This window comes from Saccharolobus shibatae B12, from assembly GCF_019175345.1.
Taxonomy (GTDB): domain Archaea; phylum Thermoproteota; class Thermoprotei_A; order Sulfolobales; family Sulfolobaceae; genus Saccharolobus; species Saccharolobus shibatae.
The window spans coordinates 2,862,820-2,879,035 of the sequence record NZ_CP077717.1; the positions used below are offsets into that span (position 1 = coordinate 2,862,820).

Annotated in this window: 22 protein-coding genes, 2 tRNA genes and 1 other RNA gene; 19 read left to right on the forward strand and 6 right to left on the reverse strand. The window is 32.3% G+C overall.

From position 1 onward, the window contains the following. Positions 1-30 precede the first annotated feature (30 nt). A complete protein-coding gene (locus J5U23_RS15490) occupies positions 31-543 on the reverse strand; it encodes a TFIIB-type zinc ribbon-containing protein (RefSeq protein WP_218258912.1) in 513 nt (170 codons plus the stop codon). Here J5U23_RS15490 and J5U23_RS15495 point away from each other — a divergent pair, their 5' ends adjacent. The 3 genes from J5U23_RS15495 to psmB are packed head-to-tail and all read left to right on the forward strand — an operon-like array spanning position 544 to position 2,879. Further along, entirely contained in the window at positions 544-966 is a 423-nt protein-coding gene (locus J5U23_RS15495) for a hypothetical protein (RefSeq protein ID WP_218258913.1), read from the forward strand. 6 nt (positions 967-972) lie between these two features. Then, the gene (gene hisS, locus J5U23_RS15500; RefSeq protein WP_218258914.1) at positions 973-2,253 is read left to right on the forward strand and encodes a histidine--tRNA ligase; all 1,281 of its coding nucleotides are present in this window, start codon (positions 973-975) and stop codon (positions 2,251-2,253) included. A 35-nt stretch (positions 2,254-2,288) separates the two neighbouring features. After that, positions 2,289-2,879, forward strand: coding sequence for an archaeal proteasome endopeptidase complex subunit beta (gene psmB / locus J5U23_RS15505; protein ID WP_218258915.1), 591 nt, complete (start codon positions 2,289-2,291; stop codon positions 2,877-2,879). On the opposite strand, the gene J5U23_RS15510 is transcribed toward psmB, so the two are convergent. Then, positions 2,876-3,274 carry a DNA-directed RNA polymerase subunit G gene (locus J5U23_RS15510; protein ID WP_218258916.1) on the reverse strand — a complete coding sequence of 133 codons (399 nt, stop codon included), beginning with the start codon at positions 3,272-3,274 and terminating at the stop codon, positions 2,876-2,878. The genes psmB and J5U23_RS15510 overlap by 4 nt on opposite strands. 46 nt (positions 3,275-3,320) lie before the next feature. Here J5U23_RS15510 and J5U23_RS15515 point away from each other — a divergent pair, with 46 nt between their 5' ends. Next, positions 3,321-3,761, forward strand: coding sequence for an Lsm family RNA-binding protein (locus J5U23_RS15515; protein WP_218258917.1), 441 nt, complete (start codon positions 3,321-3,323; stop codon positions 3,759-3,761). After that, positions 3,758-5,266 carry a tRNA guanosine(15) transglycosylase TgtA gene (tgtA, locus tag J5U23_RS15520; RefSeq protein ID WP_218258918.1) on the forward strand — a complete coding sequence of 503 codons (1,509 nt, stop codon included), beginning with the start codon at positions 3,758-3,760 and terminating at the stop codon, positions 5,264-5,266. Before J5U23_RS15515 ends, tgtA begins: the two co-directional genes overlap by 4 nt. On the opposite strand, the gene J5U23_RS15525 is transcribed toward tgtA, so the two are convergent. The 3 genes from J5U23_RS15525 to J5U23_RS15535 form a co-directional block, all read right to left on the reverse strand. Then, positions 5,234-5,956 carry a proteasome assembly chaperone family protein gene (locus tag J5U23_RS15525; protein WP_218258919.1) on the reverse strand — a complete coding sequence of 241 codons (723 nt, stop codon included), beginning with the start codon at positions 5,954-5,956 and terminating at the stop codon, positions 5,234-5,236. The genes tgtA and J5U23_RS15525 overlap by 33 nt on opposite strands. Further along, positions 5,949-6,356, reverse strand: a complete 408-nt coding sequence (locus J5U23_RS15530; RefSeq protein ID WP_240780697.1) for a PUA domain-containing protein — start codon at positions 6,354-6,356, stop codon at positions 5,949-5,951. Before J5U23_RS15530 ends, J5U23_RS15525 begins: the two co-directional genes overlap by 8 nt. A 103-nt stretch (positions 6,357-6,459) precedes the next feature. Further along, entirely contained in the window at positions 6,460-7,641 is a 1,182-nt protein-coding gene (locus tag J5U23_RS15535) for a proteasome-activating nucleotidase (protein ID WP_012711834.1), read from the reverse strand. A gap of 72 nt (positions 7,642-7,713) precedes the next feature. On the opposite strand from J5U23_RS15535, the gene J5U23_RS15540 reads away from it, so the two are divergent. From J5U23_RS15540 to J5U23_RS15605, 14 genes are all read left to right on the forward strand, one after another. After that, positions 7,714-8,208, forward strand: a complete 495-nt coding sequence (locus J5U23_RS15540; RefSeq protein WP_218260948.1) for a multiprotein bridging factor aMBF1 — start codon at positions 7,714-7,716, stop codon at positions 8,206-8,208. Continuing rightward, entirely contained in the window at positions 8,205-9,275 is a 1,071-nt protein-coding gene (gene hflX / locus J5U23_RS15545) for a GTPase HflX (protein WP_218266583.1), read from the forward strand. The genes J5U23_RS15540 and hflX overlap by 4 nt, the downstream gene beginning before the upstream one ends. 5 nt (positions 9,276-9,280) lie before the next feature. After that, positions 9,281-9,808: a tRNA methyltransferase gene (locus J5U23_RS15550; RefSeq protein ID WP_218267563.1), complete on the forward strand. Its 528-nt coding sequence runs from the start codon at positions 9,281-9,283 to the stop codon at positions 9,806-9,808. Then, positions 9,801-10,337 carry a transcription factor E gene (gene tfe, locus J5U23_RS15555; RefSeq protein ID WP_012711838.1) on the forward strand — a complete coding sequence of 179 codons (537 nt, stop codon included), beginning with the start codon at positions 9,801-9,803 and terminating at the stop codon, positions 10,335-10,337. The genes J5U23_RS15550 and tfe overlap by 8 nt, the downstream gene beginning before the upstream one ends. After that, a complete protein-coding gene (locus J5U23_RS15560) occupies positions 10,315-11,292 on the forward strand; it encodes a DNA cytosine methyltransferase (RefSeq protein WP_218266584.1) in 978 nt (325 codons plus the stop codon). The genes tfe and J5U23_RS15560 overlap by 23 nt, the downstream gene beginning before the upstream one ends. Further along, positions 11,264-11,728 carry a RecB-family nuclease gene (locus J5U23_RS15565; RefSeq protein ID WP_218258923.1) on the forward strand — a complete coding sequence of 155 codons (465 nt, stop codon included), beginning with the start codon at positions 11,264-11,266 and terminating at the stop codon, positions 11,726-11,728. Before J5U23_RS15560 ends, J5U23_RS15565 begins: the two co-directional genes overlap by 29 nt. A gap of 26 nt (positions 11,729-11,754) precedes the next feature. After that, a tRNA-Val gene (locus J5U23_RS15570) sits at positions 11,755-11,829 on the forward strand. A gap of 254 nt (positions 11,830-12,083) precedes the next feature. Continuing rightward, on the forward strand, positions 12,084-12,446 hold the full coding sequence (locus J5U23_RS15575) for an SWIM zinc finger family protein (protein WP_218258934.1): 363 nt from the start codon (positions 12,084-12,086) through the stop codon (positions 12,444-12,446). Positions 12,447-12,601: 155 nt separating this feature from the next. Next, positions 12,602-12,925: a transcription elongation factor gene (locus J5U23_RS15580; protein WP_218258935.1), complete on the forward strand. Its 324-nt coding sequence runs from the start codon at positions 12,602-12,604 to the stop codon at positions 12,923-12,925. Continuing rightward, positions 12,876-13,622: a phosphoglycerol geranylgeranyltransferase gene (locus J5U23_RS15585; protein WP_456153904.1), complete on the forward strand. Its 747-nt coding sequence runs from the start codon at positions 12,876-12,878 to the stop codon at positions 13,620-13,622. The genes J5U23_RS15580 and J5U23_RS15585 overlap by 50 nt, the downstream gene beginning before the upstream one ends. A gap of 20 nt (positions 13,623-13,642) precedes the next feature. Then, entirely contained in the window at positions 13,643-13,810 is a 168-nt protein-coding gene (locus J5U23_RS15590; RefSeq protein WP_012711854.1) for a preprotein translocase subunit Sec61beta, read from the forward strand. 25 nt (positions 13,811-13,835) lie between these two features. Continuing rightward, positions 13,836-14,141: RNase P RNA component (gene rnpB / locus J5U23_RS15595), an RNA gene on the forward strand. A gap of 310 nt (positions 14,142-14,451) precedes the next feature. Then, entirely contained in the window at positions 14,452-14,703 is a 252-nt protein-coding gene (locus J5U23_RS15600) for an Lrp/AsnC ligand binding domain-containing protein (protein WP_009990524.1), read from the forward strand. Beyond that, positions 14,700-16,031 carry a tRNA(Ile)(2)-agmatinylcytidine synthase gene (locus J5U23_RS15605; RefSeq protein ID WP_218266585.1) on the forward strand — a complete coding sequence of 444 codons (1,332 nt, stop codon included), beginning with the start codon at positions 14,700-14,702 and terminating at the stop codon, positions 16,029-16,031. The genes J5U23_RS15600 and J5U23_RS15605 overlap by 4 nt, the downstream gene beginning before the upstream one ends. A 4-nt stretch (positions 16,032-16,035) precedes the next feature. Here the strand turns inward: J5U23_RS15605 and J5U23_RS15610 are convergent. Then, positions 16,036-16,109 (reverse strand) — tRNA-Ala (locus J5U23_RS15610). Positions 16,110-16,216 lie beyond the last annotated feature (107 nt).

Below are 16,216 nucleotides of genomic sequence, written 5' to 3' on the forward strand. Positions count from 1 at the left end.
AAAAAAGGTTATATAAAAATTTTACTCAAATCAGATCCGATCACTTTCTTCGTTGAGTTTATCGAAAATTAATGTTAAACGTTTCCTACCAATTCTTTTAAGTATTTTTCTAAGATTTTCATTTTTTATATTAAATTCCTTCAATTGATGTAAATATCGATCGTTTAATGCAAATCTAAAATAAATTAGAAGACCTAGTTTACTTTTAGCTTTTAAACCACTCAAAATACCCTCGTCATATAACACTTTATATATTTTTTTATATTGAGCATCAACTAACATAGATCTTAAGATAATTTCATATTGATCTGTTTTCTTGTTTTTAATACGATTCTTCTTTAAGAAATTTTTAATTCTTAATTCTTTAATTAGAATTTCATCCTTATAGAACGTATTACTTATTATGATTGTATCTGTACTCTCTGATTCGTTTTGCCCGCTATAGTAAATATTATCAATAATTATACCACAATTACTACATACAACTTCCCCGTTCTTATTATCCCAAACTATTTCGTTTGAACCACATACAGGGCATTCCATATGAAAACAATAACTTTTATGGGGAATATACTTATTTTTGATAATGTGACTATAATGTCTGAGAAAGCTGAAACTACTTTAGAGAAGATATATTTAGCATTAAGCTCATCTAAACAGTTATCTAGTGAGATCATTTATCTTGTAAATTGGGATAAAGTTGATGTATTTGTTGACTTAAAGCAGAGAGGAAGAGTTGTAATTGACGGTATAGATGAACAATCGCTTATAATAAAGGATAAGGAAAGTGGAAAATACACTACTATGGTTTTAATAGTAGATGAAAATGAAAAGGTAAGTTTTAAGAAAATATTAGATAAACTACATCAGTCAAAATCAATGAATTTAGAACTTTATCTTTCAATTGTTGATAAATATGGGGATGTAACATATTATACAATATCTGAGATAAAAATGTCAAAGTGACTGAAGATGACAAAATTTGAAACAGTAAGAGGTATGAAAGACTATATTGGAATCGACGCAGAAAAAATTAGATATTTAGAATCTATCTTCAGAGACTTAGCAATAAAATATGGATATTCTGAAATTATAACTCCAGTAGTAGAAGAATTTAAACTGTTTGCGTTGAAGGGCGGGGAGGAGTTAAGGGAAACCATGTATGTGTTTAAGGATAAGGCAGATAGAGAGTTATCATTAAGGCCTGAAATAACACCAGGTGTAGCAAGAGCTTACATACAAAACTTACAGAGTTCACCGAAGCCGATAAGACTATTTTACTTTGGTACCGTTTATAGATATGATGAACCGCAATATGGCAGATATAGAGAATTTAGACAAGCTGGAATAGAGATGATAGGTGATTCTTCCATCTTAGCTGATCTAGAAGTACTAGACTTGTTATATAATTTTTATGATAAGCTTAATCTTTCTAATGATATAACTATTAAAATAAATAATATTGGCGTATTTAGAAAAATAATGGACAAATATAATATTGAAGATAATTTGCAAGAGCACATCTTGCATCTAATAGATAAGAACAAGATTAACGAAGCTCTAGATATCCTTGAAAAAAACATAAAGAATAAAGATATAATAGACTTTTTTAATAAGATTCTAACTAAGAAGGATACAAAACTAGAAGATATAGAATCCCTAGCCGAATTAGAGGAAGTTTCAAGACTAGATATTAAAAGTGAATTTTTATATCTATTTCGATTATCTAGGATTCTAAGCAACTTAAATATAAAATTTAAGATTGACTTAGGTTTTGTAAGAGGATTGGCATATTATACTGGATTAATATTTGAGGTTCTTCATCCCTCGGTACAGTTTAGTATTGCCGGAGGAGGTAGATATGATAAACTTATAGAACTTTATGGTGGCTTACCCTCACCTGCAATAGGATTTGCAATAGGAGTTGAGAGAACTTTATTAGTAATTAAAGACTTGAAAGTTGAAGAACCAGTAAATGTAATAGTAATAGGCATGTCAGAAGATGCAATTCCATCCATGTTTATGGTATCGAGGATATTAAGAAAAGAAGAATATAAGGTAGTAATAAACACTAAAGATCAGCCTCTTTCAAAGCTATTACCTTACTACGCCTCACAAGGATTTAAACTCGCGATAATAATAGGTAAACAAGAATTGGAGAAAAATATGATAACGGTTAGAAATTTAATTACACGAAAACAGATTTCCGTTCCACTAGAGAACGTTGAAGATGCAATAAAACAAACGTTATAAATGGCATTTAGAAGTATATTTATGGGTAAACTAACATGGAAGAATTGCCTGCAACTGCTGTTGGTTTAAAGGTAATTGATGGAATTGTATTAGCTTCTGAAAGACGATTAAGCTATGGTGGTTATGTACTAAGTAAACAAGCGAAGAAAGTACATAAAATAGGTAAATTTCTCATGGCGGGGGCCGGAATATATGGTGACTTACAGACTTTGACGAGAATAATGAATGTAGAAATAAAGTACTATGAGATTTCAACTGGTAAACCAATTTCTGTTCACGCTGCAGCTAAATTACTTTCAGTAATACTATATCAGTATAAAATAATGCCGTTCATTTCAGAGATTCTATTCGGTGGAGTCGATGAAAAAGGGCCACAACTTTATGTATTAGACCCTATAGGCTCATTAATTGAAGATAACTACGCTGCAGTGGGATCGGGAGCCAGGATCGCTATAGGAGTTCTTGAATCTGAATATGATCCTAATATGAATTTAGACATAGCAGCACAATTAATAACAAAGGCGATAAAAGCATCTATAGAACGTGATATCACATCTGGAGATGGAATAGATTTAGCGATAATGGATAAGAAAGGAAACTATGAAAACAAATTCATCCCATACTAAGTATTTTTCTTCACACAGAAGTAAATATGATCCATAACATTTAATTGATGTATTTTAAGAAAGCTTTCTTTATTGCTTATTATCTTTACTAGCAATCCAAATAATGAAATTATCGTTATATATCTATTTCCGTTGTTTGAAGAAGAATCTTTGAGCTCAGTAACTATATAGCCGTGTCCACAGAAGTCATCATTAGTATATGATAGTCTATTTTTAGAAATGAAAGCCTTCACTTTTTCTTTTTGGCTAAATATATTAATGCTATCAATTATATCAAAACTTATATTAAAGTCGTTGCAAGACATGTGTATTATGGATAAATTCTTTAGGCTGCCTCTTTCAATACTATTTATTTCACAACTTAGAATTATTTCTTGTGCCTTTGATTCCATCATATTACTATTTAAGTTTTAATTTATTAACGTTATTGGGGACTATAATATGAGTAGTGGAAGAAGAATCTCGAGCGAATTAAATAACCTAATAGATAAGACTATTATTGTAAAAACAACTAATGGAAAAACGTATACTGGCCAACTTTATGCATATGAACTTTCGCCATTTATTATTAGCTTAACAAATGTTAAAGATGATAATAATAACACTTTCTATAAGTTAATGATAAATGGAAATACAATTTCTGAGATAATAATTAAGAATCCTCCTCTATTTGAGCCAAGAGAGTTTGCAGAATTAGTTGAAAAATCCTTAAATTTAAGGCCAGCTGATATAAAAGTTTACGAAGAGACAGGGATAGTGACAATTCTGGAGAGAATTAAAGTATCACAAAATGGAGTAGAAGGAAGTGGGCCAATGGCCCAAAGAATTTACGATCTATACAACGATTATATAAATAAAAAGAAAAAGGAATTAGGTCTATGACCGTATTTGAAGCGAAATACGAAGATTTGGCAGGAAGAATAGGAATCTTAAAAACAAGAAGCGGTAATTTAGAAACTCCAGTATTCTTTCCAGTAATTAATATATTAAAAGATGAAATATCAATAGATGAGATTAAAAATATAGGCTTTAAAAATTTTATCACAAATTCGTATATATTATATAAAAATAAATATATAAAAGATGATATACATAAGGAGCTAAACTCTGAAGATATGATCATAATGACGGATTCGGGAGCATATCAAATTCTAGAGTATGGGGACATAGGAATAACCAATTATGAGATAGTGAATTATCAGCTCAAGATAAAACCAGACATTGGGGTAATATTAGATTTACCTACCGGAAATACAAATGATTATGAAAATGCGAAAATAACAGTATATGAGACTTTAAAGAGAGTAGAAGAAGCATCAAAAATCATAGTAAAAAATCAAGATAGCAATATTATTTGGGTATATCCGATACAAGGAGGAAAATATCTTGATCTAGTTAAGACTTCTGCTGAAGGATTATCTAAATTTGAAAACATATACAATATGGTTGCGCTTGGTAGTCCAACAGTTCTCTTAGAGCGGTACATGTATGATACCGTAATTGACATGATTTATGCTGCTAAATCTAACATAAAAAGAGGAATTCCGTTTCATTTATTCGGAGGAGGGTTACCTCATATCATTCCATTTGCAGTAGCATTAGGAGTGGATAGCTTTGATTCTGCCTCATATATAATATATGCTAGAGATAATAGATATATTACTAGGACACGTGTATACAAATTAGAGGATTTAGAATATTTTCCATGTTCTTGTCCAATATGTTCTAAATATACTCCTAAAGATTTACTTGAAATGAATGAGGGAGAAAGAACAAGAGCATTAGCTATTCATAACCTTTATACTATTTTAGAAGAATTCAAAGCAACTAAACAAGCAATTAAGGAAGGAAGACTATTTGAATATCTTCAAGAAAAAGCTTACTCTCATCCTGCAGTATATTCTGCATTCAAAAGATTGATAAAATATAAAGACTATTTAGAAAAATATGACCCTAGAATAAGGGGAGATCCAAAAGGTTTGTTTTTATTTGATAATAACTCTTTACATAGGCCAGAAATCATACGTCACTCGAGATTTTTGGAAAGGTATGTGCAAAAGAAAGATAAAGTATCTATATATTGTTATGATAAGACGATAAGCGATACTGCATATGATTATATTAAAAGTATAAAGGAAACAATAACTGATCATAATAGTAGTGACATATTTATTGCGATACCGTTTTTTGGTTTAATACCGTTAGCGGTCTCGGACTCTTATCCACTATCTCAATTTGAGATTCCAAACGAAATAGATGAAGACGTAATAGCCGACATGAAAACTAAAATCGTTTCGTTCTTAAGACGTAAAAATTACCAAAAAGTAGAGTTAATGAACTGTGAAAAACTAGGTTTACATATAGACTCTATCAGCACTTCCTCTTGATAATTCTTTCTGCAATAACTCCATTTGTTTTTGTAAATCCTCTTCTATTCTTTTTGCCTCTTCGTATAATTCATCTACACTAACGTTTAAGCTAAGCATTTTATTTAAAACTTCTATTGCAGTTGCAGCTGCTACTGGATCTGTCCTTTCACGATCTGCATATGGTAACAAAACTAATGCTGGCAAGTCTTCAATTTCAGAATGTAAAGTGAATAAAGCTAATGGACCTACCATTAGTAATTGTTTGTCTAATTGAGGGTAATCTAAATTCAAACTGCATTTTGATGTTTTTAGCCATTTTAAACTCTCATTTCCAACTTTATACCTTTTATCTAGTGCTCCTACTAGAAGTATATTATTAATTGATAATTTCTTAACCCACTTTATAACTTCTGAAGCGAAATCATTCCACTCACGTTGAAATGGTAAAATATGATTAAGTAATAGTACTAAATGTTTATCATTGTCATAAAATATATCAAAAGGTGTTGCGATACCGTAATCATCTACAAACGTGACGTCTCTATAATATTTAGTTACAACATACCCTATTCTTTCCATTTTTCTTTTTAAGGCTAAATGTCTTATTGCTAAATAGCCTACCTCCCCTATAGTTCTAAATCCAGTTATAAATGTGGAACCTTTTAGCTCACTTAAGTCTTTCTTTATTATTATCTTAACATTACTCATCTAGTACACCTCTTTTCACGTGAACTGCCATACCTCTTCTATACTCCATCATTTCTTCTCCGGATAATTTAGCTTTACCTATTGCTATTAACTCGTCATTTTCATTTACAACTATTACCTCATCTCCAGCTCTTATTCGGTTATCTACTGCTATTACATGTTTAGAGAAAACATTTCTTCCATTTTTTATAAACTCTTCCAAATTCTTGGGTATTACAACCCTATATTCTGGAAACTTTGAGCAACCCTTAATTACACTTCCGCTTAACAGTGTAAGGGAAAATAAAACATCTTGGGCCCTTAACACCAAATACAACTCTCCCCCACTAGTTAACACGTTTCTGATTTTCTTTGTATTTAAGGATCTCTGAATTAAAAAATGCTTATCCTCGGGAAACAAACATCTAGAAACATTATAATCGAATTGATATTCAGCAATGTAACGTAAGGTTAAGATTTCATTATAGTTTGCTTCTACTGGTTTACTTAAAAACTCTTTATACTTAGCTATACTTCTCTCGCCTCTCTTTCATACTCTCCATATTATTCCTTTTAACATTAATCTTGGTTATAGCATCAACTAAATCTTTCATTGTAACCTTATTCCTACCATCCCTAATTGCCATATATGCAGCTTCAACACAAACATTCTTAATATCAGCACCACTAAATCCTTCTGAAAGCTGCGACAATAATTCAAGATTTATATTATCCTCGACCTTCATTTTCTTTAGGTATATGTTAAATATCTCAGTTCTTCCTCTAAAATCTGGTAAGGGAACCTCTATTATCCTATCAAATCTACCAGGTCGCAATAATGCAGGATCCAATATGTCTATCCTATTCGTAGCTGCAATAATCTTAACGTTATCCAATGGATTAAATCCATCGAGCTCAGCCAAGAGCTGCATTAACGTTCTCTGTATCTCCCTTTCTCCACTTGTTCCTATATCTATTCTCTTAGCACCTATGGCATCAATTTCATCAATGAAGATTATTGATGGCGCCTTTCTTTTAGCCATTTCAAATAACTCCCTAACTATCCTAGCACCTTCACCCACAAATTTTTGTGCGAACTCTGAAGCAACAACATGAATGAAGACGGCATTACTCTCAGTAGCTACTGCTTTTGCTAACATAGTCTTTCCAGTACCTGGCGGACCATATAATAAAACTCCCTTTGGTGGTTCTACTCCTATCTCTCTAAATATCTCAGGCTTCTTCAAAGGTAATTCCACAACTTCCCTTAACTCCTTTATTTGCTCTTCTAATCCACCTATCTCAGAATAAGTTACGTTAGGTTTTTCCACAATTTCCATTGTCTTTACAATTGGATCTTCCTTCTGTGGCAAAACCTCTAATATAGTAGATCCTCTTTGATTTAAGGCAACAGATACTCCAGGCTTTATTAATTTTTGATCAATATGACTAGCTACATTTACTACTAAATTTGGTCCAGACGAACTTCTAACTAGTACTCTACCGTCTGGTAAAACGTCTAATACAACTGCCTCAATTAATGGAGGACTTAACATTTTTTCCATTTCTGCTTTATAATAATTTAGTTCTTTTCTTAGATTTTCAATTTCAATCTGTAAGGACTTGATTTTTTCTTCTAACAATCTAACCAATTGAACCTCGTCTGAAGAAGAAGCATCCCTTATTGTGTCGAAATCTCCGGACAATTTAACTCGTATATATACTTGTTTGGCATAGACTAAAAACGTTTAATACAAGTATTTACAATAGGTATCTATATGCAAGCTAATAGTGAAGAATACTGTGAATTATGTGGATCTCCAATTCATGGTAAAGGTATAACTGTGTCATATGAAGGCTCAATTATTACTGTATGTAATTCATGTTACAATAGAATAAGAAAGCATGCAGTGATAGTAAAAGAGGATAGTAAGAAAAGTGAAACACAAAAGAAAACCACTCCTAAACCGCCTAAAATGGCAGATACTGAATTAGAAATTGTAGCAGACTATTACAAGATTATTAAAAATGCTAGAGAACAATTGGGTATCTCACAGCAACAATTAGCACAGAAATTAAAAGTATCGGAAAATATCGTTAAAAGATTTGAAAGTGGTAAATTGAAGCCTACAATCTCTCAAGCTAGACAGCTAGAGAAAATTCTTGGTATTAAGCTAGTTACCCCATTAGAAAATGAAGAAAGCGAGAAAGGATTCGATGAAACTGGATTAACCTTAGGGGATGTGGTTAATATTAAAGAGGGAAAGAAGTGAAAAGTGCAGTTCTTTTTGTATCTGAAGAATTTAAGGAAGAGGCAATCGCATTAGTTAAGGGGGCTAACTACAAGATAGTTAGGATTTACAAATTACCAAAATCGCCTAATGTGAAATTTTATATACAATATGATAAGCTGCAACAAATCAAAAACGATGAGGAGATTTCCACTTTAATCGTATTCGAACAACTTAAGCCCAGACACTTTATAAATCTGAGAAAAGAACTAAAAGGAAAAGAGGTCCTAGACAAAATACTCCTTCTCTTAGAAATATTTGCATTGCATGCAGGATCAAAAGAAGCAAAAATGCAAATAGAACTGGCCAGGCTTAAGTATGAACTACCGATAATAAAGGAAACGTATACTAAATCAAAAATAGGCGAACAACAAGGTCCTTTAGGAGCTGGAACGTATGGAGTAGAATCTACAATAAAATTTTACAAAAGAAGAATCAATAAACTTATGAAGGAATTAGAAAATATAAAGGCCTTTAAAGAAAAATCCATAGAATCTAATAAGAGGAACAATATTCCTTCTATTGGAATCGTAGGATACACAAACTCCGGAAAGACCTCGTTATTTAACTCATTAACCGGGTTAACACAGAAAGTTGATACAAAACTATTTACCACAATGTCACCTAAAAGATATGCCGTCTCTATGAATAATAGAAAGATTATGCTAGTTGATACTGTAGGATTTATTAGAGGAATTCCACCACAAATTGTAGATGCTTTCTTCGTAACTCTGTCAGAAGCAAAATACTCAGATGCATTAATTCTTGTAATAGATTCTATGCTTTCGGAAAATTTCCTAATTGAGACTTTGCAATCCTCTTTCGAAATTTTAAGAGAAATAGGAGTTTCGGGTAAGCCTATACTAGTAGCCCTTAATAAAATTGATAAAATTGATGGTGATTTGTATAAAAAACTTAATCTAATAGAAAAGCTATCAAAAGAGTTATACTCCCCCATATTCGATGTCATACCTATATCAGCTTTAAAGAGAACAAATCTTGAATTATTAAGGGATAGGATATACCAGCTAACAACACAGTTGAGTTAAAAGATATATATGTTTTAAGGTTAGGCCATAGACCAGCTAGAGATAAAAGAGTTACAACACATGTAATCTTAGTAGCAAGAGCTTTTGGAGCTAAGGGTGTTTATATCGAAGGTAAAGATGAAAAAATGATAAAATCTATCTCGAAAGTCATAGATAGTTGGGGTGGATCGTCATATTTTTTGGTAAAAGAAATCGAAAACGGCAAGAATATTGTAAATGAATGGAAAGAAAAAGGAGGTACGGTAATACACTTAACAATGTATGGAATTAATATTAACGATCTTCAAGATAAACTTGATAAAATAAAATATCCTCTATTAATAATCATAGGAGCAGAAAAAGTTGAAGGTTGGTATTATCATAATGTAGATTACAACGTAGCAATAGGAAATCAGCCACATTCTGAAGTAGCAGCACTGGCAATTTTTTTAGACAGAATTTATAAGGGACGAGAGCTATATATGGAATTTGGAGATGCGAAAATAAAGATATTACCTCAGAATGCTGGCAAGAAGGTGATAAGAAATGGTTAACGCAGAGGACTTGTTTATTAATCTAGCGAAAAGCTTGTTGGGAGATGACGTGATCGATGTTTTGCGAGTGCTACTAGAAAAAGGGACTGAAATGACAGATGAAGAAATAGCGAATCAGCTTAATATAAAGGTTAATGATGTGAGAAAGAAATTGAATTTGCTGGAGGAGCAAGGTTTTGTAAGTTATAGGAAAACAAGGGATAAAGATAGCGGATGGTTCATTTACTATTGGAAGCCTAACATAGATCAAATTAATGAGATACTATTAAATAGAAAAAGATTAATATTAGATAAATTAAAATCAAGATTAGAATATGAGAAAAATAATACGTTCTTCATATGTCCACAAGATAATAGTAGATATTCATTTGAGGAAGCGTTCGAAAATGAATTTAAATGTTTGAAGTGTGGATCTCAGCTAACCTACTATGATACGGAAAAGATTAAGTCATTCTTGGAGCAAAAAATAAGACAAATAGAGGAAGAGATAGATAAGGAGACAAAACTTGGGGCAAATAAAAGTCATTGATCTATTTTCTGGAGCTGGAGGATTTTCATTAGGTTTCAAAAAATTAGGAATAGAGCCTAAATTAGCAATAGATATAAATCACGCTGCAGCTAGAACATATTCATTAAATTTTCCAAATACAATAGTAATTGAAGATGATATAAGACAAATAAGTGGAAAAGAGATTTTAAAAAATGTAGGGGATGAAATAGACGTAGTAATTGGAGGCCCTCCATGTGAGGGATATACTGCAGCTAACCCCTTACGTATGCAAGATCCTTTAGATAGATTATATTTAGATCAAAGAGGGAGTTTAACACTGGAATTCATAAGGATTGTGGATGAACTAAAACCGAAAATCTTTGTAATGGAAAATGTTCCAGCGATTATTGAAACTCAATCACTAAGAGATGCTCTAATTAATGAATTTAAAAGAGCTGGATACAATACTATATTCTTCAATATGCTACATGCTGAAGATTATGGTAACGCATCTAAACGAAATAGGGTATTCATCTCAAACGTTAAAATATTGCCTACTAAAATTCAAAAAAGAGTCACAGTTTATGATGCGATTCATGATTTAGATAGCAAACTAGACGTTCCTAATAACGAGATAAGCGAGCCTAACGAGAAAAAACTTCTGAAAATTTCTAAAATTGGGTACGGAGAGTATTTAACAATGTACAAGTCGAGTAAGGGAAAAAGTATGCCACTATATATTAGACTTTCTCCATTCGATCTAGCACCTACAATTTTGGGTAATTCTAGATTTATACACCCATTCCATGATAGATTTTTAACTGTGAGAGAGCAGGCCAGACTAATGAGTTATCCTGATGATCATGTATTTTTAGGAAGCAAAGATGAACAATATAATCAAGTAGGCGAATCTGTTCCAGTAGCCTTATCTACCGCTATAGCTAAAGAGATTCTGGGTATACTAAATGAAAGAGTTATATTTCGGCCTACATAACCTAACTAGTAATCAAAGACTCTTGGACTTTTCTAAATTAGCCTTTAATATAAAATACGTAAAGTATTTAGTTCTCACTAAGTTAGGTGGGACAGCTGCACAATCTGGAGTTCCAGAAGTTAGTAAACTAGCATTTAAATATAATAAGCCTATTTTGGTACTGCCAGAACTAAAGGACGCTATAGATTTGTTAAAACCAGAAATTACACTCCTAGTATCACAGAATGCTGAAAAACAAATTGATTTTAATAATCTTATGAAATATGATAAAATATTGATAGTATTTTCTGGAATAGAAGGAAGTGGTTTTAACAAAATAGAACAATCTCTAGGGGAGTATGTAAGAATAGTAGAAGATGCACAAGATTTAGGAGCCGTAAGTTTGGCATCCTTCTTTTTATGTAAGTATTTACAATTAGTAGAAGGTAAAGTTTAAAAGAGAAAACAATAACCTAGTATTAAGGGCCCGTCGTCTAGCCTGGTTAGGACGTCGCCCTGACACGGCGGAGGTCCTGGGTTCAAATCCCAGCGGGCCCAAACTTTAAATTTTATCATATTTTAATCGGAAAAAGTTTATATTATATAATGTTTTAACAGATCACAACCTAAAGCTCCTCCTTTAGGGTAGTGGAGGTCAGAAATAATGTTATGACAACTTTTATCTCCAATGAATCATGGAACAACGATACTAGAAATTCTGCCACGATCTCAACAATTTGGCAATCGACTAGCGATAGTGAAACTGATTACTAGATAAATTATTAATCCTTAGGCGGGATAAAGAAGTATAAGTGTCTTCAAATCAAACAAATAGGCATCTTCTATTGAAAGCTAGAAGAGTAGTTAAAGAAGGAAGATTTGTAAGTCTATCTCTTAAAGGTACTTTGTTCACGATTTTTATTTATATTGGGCGTAATAACGATTACACCCTTGACCTTAATTACTGTAGTTGTCCATTTTATTTATTCAATGTACTTTTAAGAAACAAGTATGACTTTTGCTATCATACTTTAGGTTTAAAATATGCATTGGAGAAGGATCAATTAACAAAAATTGAGTTGTATGCAGGGGATTTTAAAGAAATTTTAACCGAGATATACACCTGTGGAAAATCTTTAAAACTGAGAAGAATATTGAGCAATGTGGAGAGTTAACTTTGAACGATGTGCAGTTAGTGTTTATATCAGGGATTTTGATATTGGCATTTATAATAATTTATATAATATTAATGGAATTTCCAATAAAGTCTTCAGGTACAAAAGACATTTATACGAAAAAGAAGAAAGGTAAAAATAAATAGTGGTCGATTATGGGAGGGAAAAGACGAAAGAGGACTAAAATTATCAGAGTAAAGCCTAAATTACCGAAAACATTTGAATGCCCTAGATGTGGAAAGGTCTCAATTAGTGTAAAGATAAAAGATAATGTTGCAACAATTACATGTGGAAGTTGTGGTCTTTATACTGAAATTGAAGTACCTCCTGTATTTGATGAGGCAAATGCTTATTCCAAATTCATAGACATGTACTTGGAGGGAAGATTACAAATAAAAGAGAGAACGAATGAAAATACGGAAGAAGAAAATGAAATTGAAGGGGAAAGTGAAGAAATACCTCATGGACAAGTTGAATGATAATGAAAAATTACATTTTTCTCTCCTAGACCCATTTAAAATTAATTCTAGTGAAGAGCTTAAATATATAGCTAAGAACTTATATAACGCTGGAACCGATGCATTTCTTATTGGAGGCACATTAGGTGTTTCTAAAGATAAATTAGATTTTGTCATATCCTTACTTGACGATTATGAAATACCGAAGATTATATTCCCTAGCAATATAAACCTTTTATCTGAGAAGGCTGATGCATTATTATTTTTATCCCTATTAAACTCTGACGATATATATTATGTGATAGGTGCACAAATAGTAGCTGCTCCAATCATAAAAATGTTACAAATGGAGGTAATACCAACTGCTTATGTAATAGTGGGACACGGAGGTACTGCAGCACACATAGGCAAGGCCAGAGTAATACCATATGATAATTTTGAGTTAGCAACTGCCTATACTTTAGCCGCGGAGTATTTAGGAATGGATTTTGTTTACCTCGAGGCCGGATCTGGAGCCCCAGAACCAATAAGGCCAGAAATGATATCTTTTATCAAAAAGGCTTCCAGTATCCCGTTAATTATAGGAGGTGGAATAAGAAGCGTGGAAGTCGCTTTAAAATTAGTTGAAGCCGGAGCAAATATAATTGTTACTGGAAATATAATTGAAAGTGACGTCGATAAGGCAATAAAAATAATAAGGGGAATAAAGAATAAATAGCCAAGGAAGAGGGGTTTATAATGCCTTCATCAAAGAAGAAAAAAGAGACTGTCCCAGTAATGTCAATGGCAGGATTAATTAGATATTATGAGGAGGAAAACGAGAAAATCAAGATAAATCCTAAAATTGTAATAGGAGCTAGTCTAGCATTAACAATTATCGTTATAGTGATCACAAAACTATTTTAAAGTTATGAACGAGAAAGTTAATTATGGGACCCCTAGCGGGGGTAACGGGATAAAACCCTGAGGAAACTCCGGCCTCCAACCCTTGCAAGAACCCCGAAAGGGGTAGGGATAGGATCCCTGGCAACTACACAGAAACGAAGTCCTAATACTAGATAGATGAACGGAACTACTAGCAAGTAATTGCTAGTAGTACGTGATAGATGAAAGTGTTGGGACTTGAAACGGTAGACCTCTTGGGAGCAAGTTAAAGGGGAATGAATAAAGGGTTGACTCCTTGTAGTACGCTTAGTCGAATCCCCCAATACAGAAGCCGGGTTATGCTAGGGGTCCCTACTAGTATATTAGTGAAAACCTTTCTACACTGTTAAAGTGATAGTTTATTATCGAGATCTTTAGACGTTATAAAATAGAAAATTTCGTCTCTAGTTAAAATATATCGCTCTTGTCCTTCTCTAAAAGACTAAGCTTACCTTTATCACCTATATCATTATATATTAATTATTTAGAGTTATTTTAAAAAATATTTGAATTATTGGTTATCTTCACATATATTTTTATCTTTTCCAAAATCAATCAAAAAAGATACATTAATTGTCGCAAAGTTCTTATAGCTATATAAAATTAAAACTCTGTGGATAAAAGTGGCTAGTGCGATAGTCCTTATAAATACAGATGCTGGAGGAGAAGAAGAGGTATTCGAAAAACTAAAAAACATGAATGAAGTCGTGGAAGCATATGTAGTTTATGGGGTGTATGATATCGTAATAAAAGTTGAAACTGAAAATATGGACAAGCTAAAGAATTTCATCAGTAATTCCATACGAAAGATACCTAAAGTAAGATCGACATTGACAATGATAATAATGGAGGGAAGAAGTGTAATAAAGAAATGAAATATATAATAGGGATTGACGACCACGATTCCTACAAGTTTGGTTGCACTACACATTTTTCTGTTATTCTGACCTCCTATTTGTATAAAAACCATAATATTATTTTATTAGACTTACCTTATTTAGTCAGACTAAACCCCAATATACCTTGGAAGACAAGGGGCAACGCAAGTATAAAACTTGTTGTTGACTTTAACGGAACAAAGAAAGAGTTAGCAGATATAATTTTCTCATATTCACTTAAATACATTAAGGATGTTTCACTAGCACTGGAGCATGGAAGAAAACCTGGAATAGCGATAATTGAATATGATAAATATAAAACTTCATTCGAAAAACTATATAATTTCTATATTAAAGGATTATCGGATATTATTCCTATAGATTATGCGAAAAAGTTCGCAGAGAAAAACGATATAGAAATTAGAGGAGATAGAGGTATTATCGGAAGTATTGCAGCGCTAGGAGTGAGTGGAGATTACACCTATGAATTAATTACTTATAGGAAAAAAGAAAATTGGCTCAAAAAGAGAATGATAAATGAAGACTCTGTAAAGAGAGTTGATGAGGAGACGTTCCCGCTAACGTTTGCAAATTATGATTACATAAATGACTCTCCCCTTATAACTCCACACGGAAGTGATCCAATCCTATATGGTATTAGAGGAACCTCCATAGAACACCTAATTAAAGCTATGGGACTAATAGAATCAAATGAAGATATCAATTTCTTCGCTATTTTTAAGACTAACCAAAATACTGATATTCATTTCCAAAAAGTTGGTAATCGTTTCTACCAACAAATTAAGAAAGTTATACAAATAAAAAATATAAAGATACTTGAAGGCGGAGATGTAATGATTAGGACTACAGACGACGATATTTTATTCGTGTATAAAGAAACTGGGGAGTTAAACAGTGCATCTAAATTATTAAAAGAAGGTGACGAAATAGTAGCTTATGGGGCTATAAAGCCATCCATAGCTTATGGAAAGATCATAGAGCTGGAGAGGTTTGAAATATTAAAATTAAATGATCTACAATTGGTCAATCCTAAATGTCCCATATGTGGTGGATCTACAAAATCTCTAGGAAAAAATAAGGGATATAAATGTAAAAAATGTAAATATATTATAAATACAGCTAATAAGAGTATGAAAAATATAATAAGAAACTTATCATTAGGAATTTACCAAACTAGAGCTTACAGGCATCTTACCAGACCTATATTCTTAACACTAGAAAAAAATAATCAAAGTTTTCATGAGGAGAGAAAGTTCCTAGATATGTATAGATCAGAATTATACAAGCTTGATTATAATCTATAAAAGGTGGACCGGCCGGGATTTGAACCCGGGACCTCTCGGGTGCAAACCGAGCACTCTTCCAGGCTGAGCTACCGGCCCTTGAGTAAAAATAAAGACAAGGATAGATTAAAAATTTTACCCGTTCATATCTTCAGTGACACCCCTTCAGTTCTATTGGAGATTATTTTGAGCTACATTTTTTCATA

Excerpts from the sequence above, each read along its gene's own strand:
- J5U23_RS15490 (WP_218258912.1), bottom strand. The coding sequence starts at position 543 with ATGGAATGCCCTGTATGTGGTTCAAACGAAATAGTTTGGGATAATAAG.
- J5U23_RS15495 (WP_218258913.1), top strand. The coding sequence starts at position 544 with ATGAAAACAATAACTTTTATGGGGAATATACTTATTTTTGATAATGTG.
- hisS (WP_218258914.1), top strand. The coding sequence starts at position 973 with ATGACAAAATTTGAAACAGTAAGAGGTATGAAAGACTATATTGGAATC.
- psmB (WP_218258915.1), top strand. The coding sequence starts at position 2,289 with ATGGAAGAATTGCCTGCAACTGCTGTTGGTTTAAAGGTAATTGATGGA.
- J5U23_RS15510 (WP_218258916.1), bottom strand. The coding sequence starts at position 3,274 with ATGATGGAATCAAAGGCACAAGAAATAATTCTAAGTTGTGAAATAAAT.
- J5U23_RS15515 (WP_218258917.1), top strand. The coding sequence starts at position 3,321 with ATGAGTAGTGGAAGAAGAATCTCGAGCGAATTAAATAACCTAATAGAT.
- tgtA (WP_218258918.1), top strand. The coding sequence starts at position 3,758 with ATGACCGTATTTGAAGCGAAATACGAAGATTTGGCAGGAAGAATAGGA.
- J5U23_RS15525 (WP_218258919.1), bottom strand. The coding sequence starts at position 5,956 with ATGAGTAATGTTAAGATAATAATAAAGAAAGACTTAAGTGAGCTAAAA.
- J5U23_RS15540 (WP_218260948.1), top strand. The coding sequence starts at position 7,714 with ATGCAAGCTAATAGTGAAGAATACTGTGAATTATGTGGATCTCCAATT.
- tfe (WP_012711838.1), top strand. The coding sequence starts at position 9,801 with ATGGTTAACGCAGAGGACTTGTTTATTAATCTAGCGAAAAGCTTGTTG.
- J5U23_RS15565 (WP_218258923.1), top strand. The coding sequence starts at position 11,264 with ATGAAAGAGTTATATTTCGGCCTACATAACCTAACTAGTAATCAAAGA.
- J5U23_RS15580 (WP_218258935.1), top strand. The coding sequence starts at position 12,602 with ATGGGAGGGAAAAGACGAAAGAGGACTAAAATTATCAGAGTAAAGCCT.
- J5U23_RS15585 (WP_456153904.1), top strand. The coding sequence starts at position 12,876 with ATGAAATTGAAGGGGAAAGTGAAGAAATACCTCATGGACAAGTTGAAT.
- J5U23_RS15590 (WP_012711854.1), top strand. The coding sequence starts at position 13,643 with ATGCCTTCATCAAAGAAGAAAAAAGAGACTGTCCCAGTAATGTCAATG.
- J5U23_RS15605 (WP_218266585.1), top strand. The coding sequence starts at position 14,700 with ATGAAATATATAATAGGGATTGACGACCACGATTCCTACAAGTTTGGT.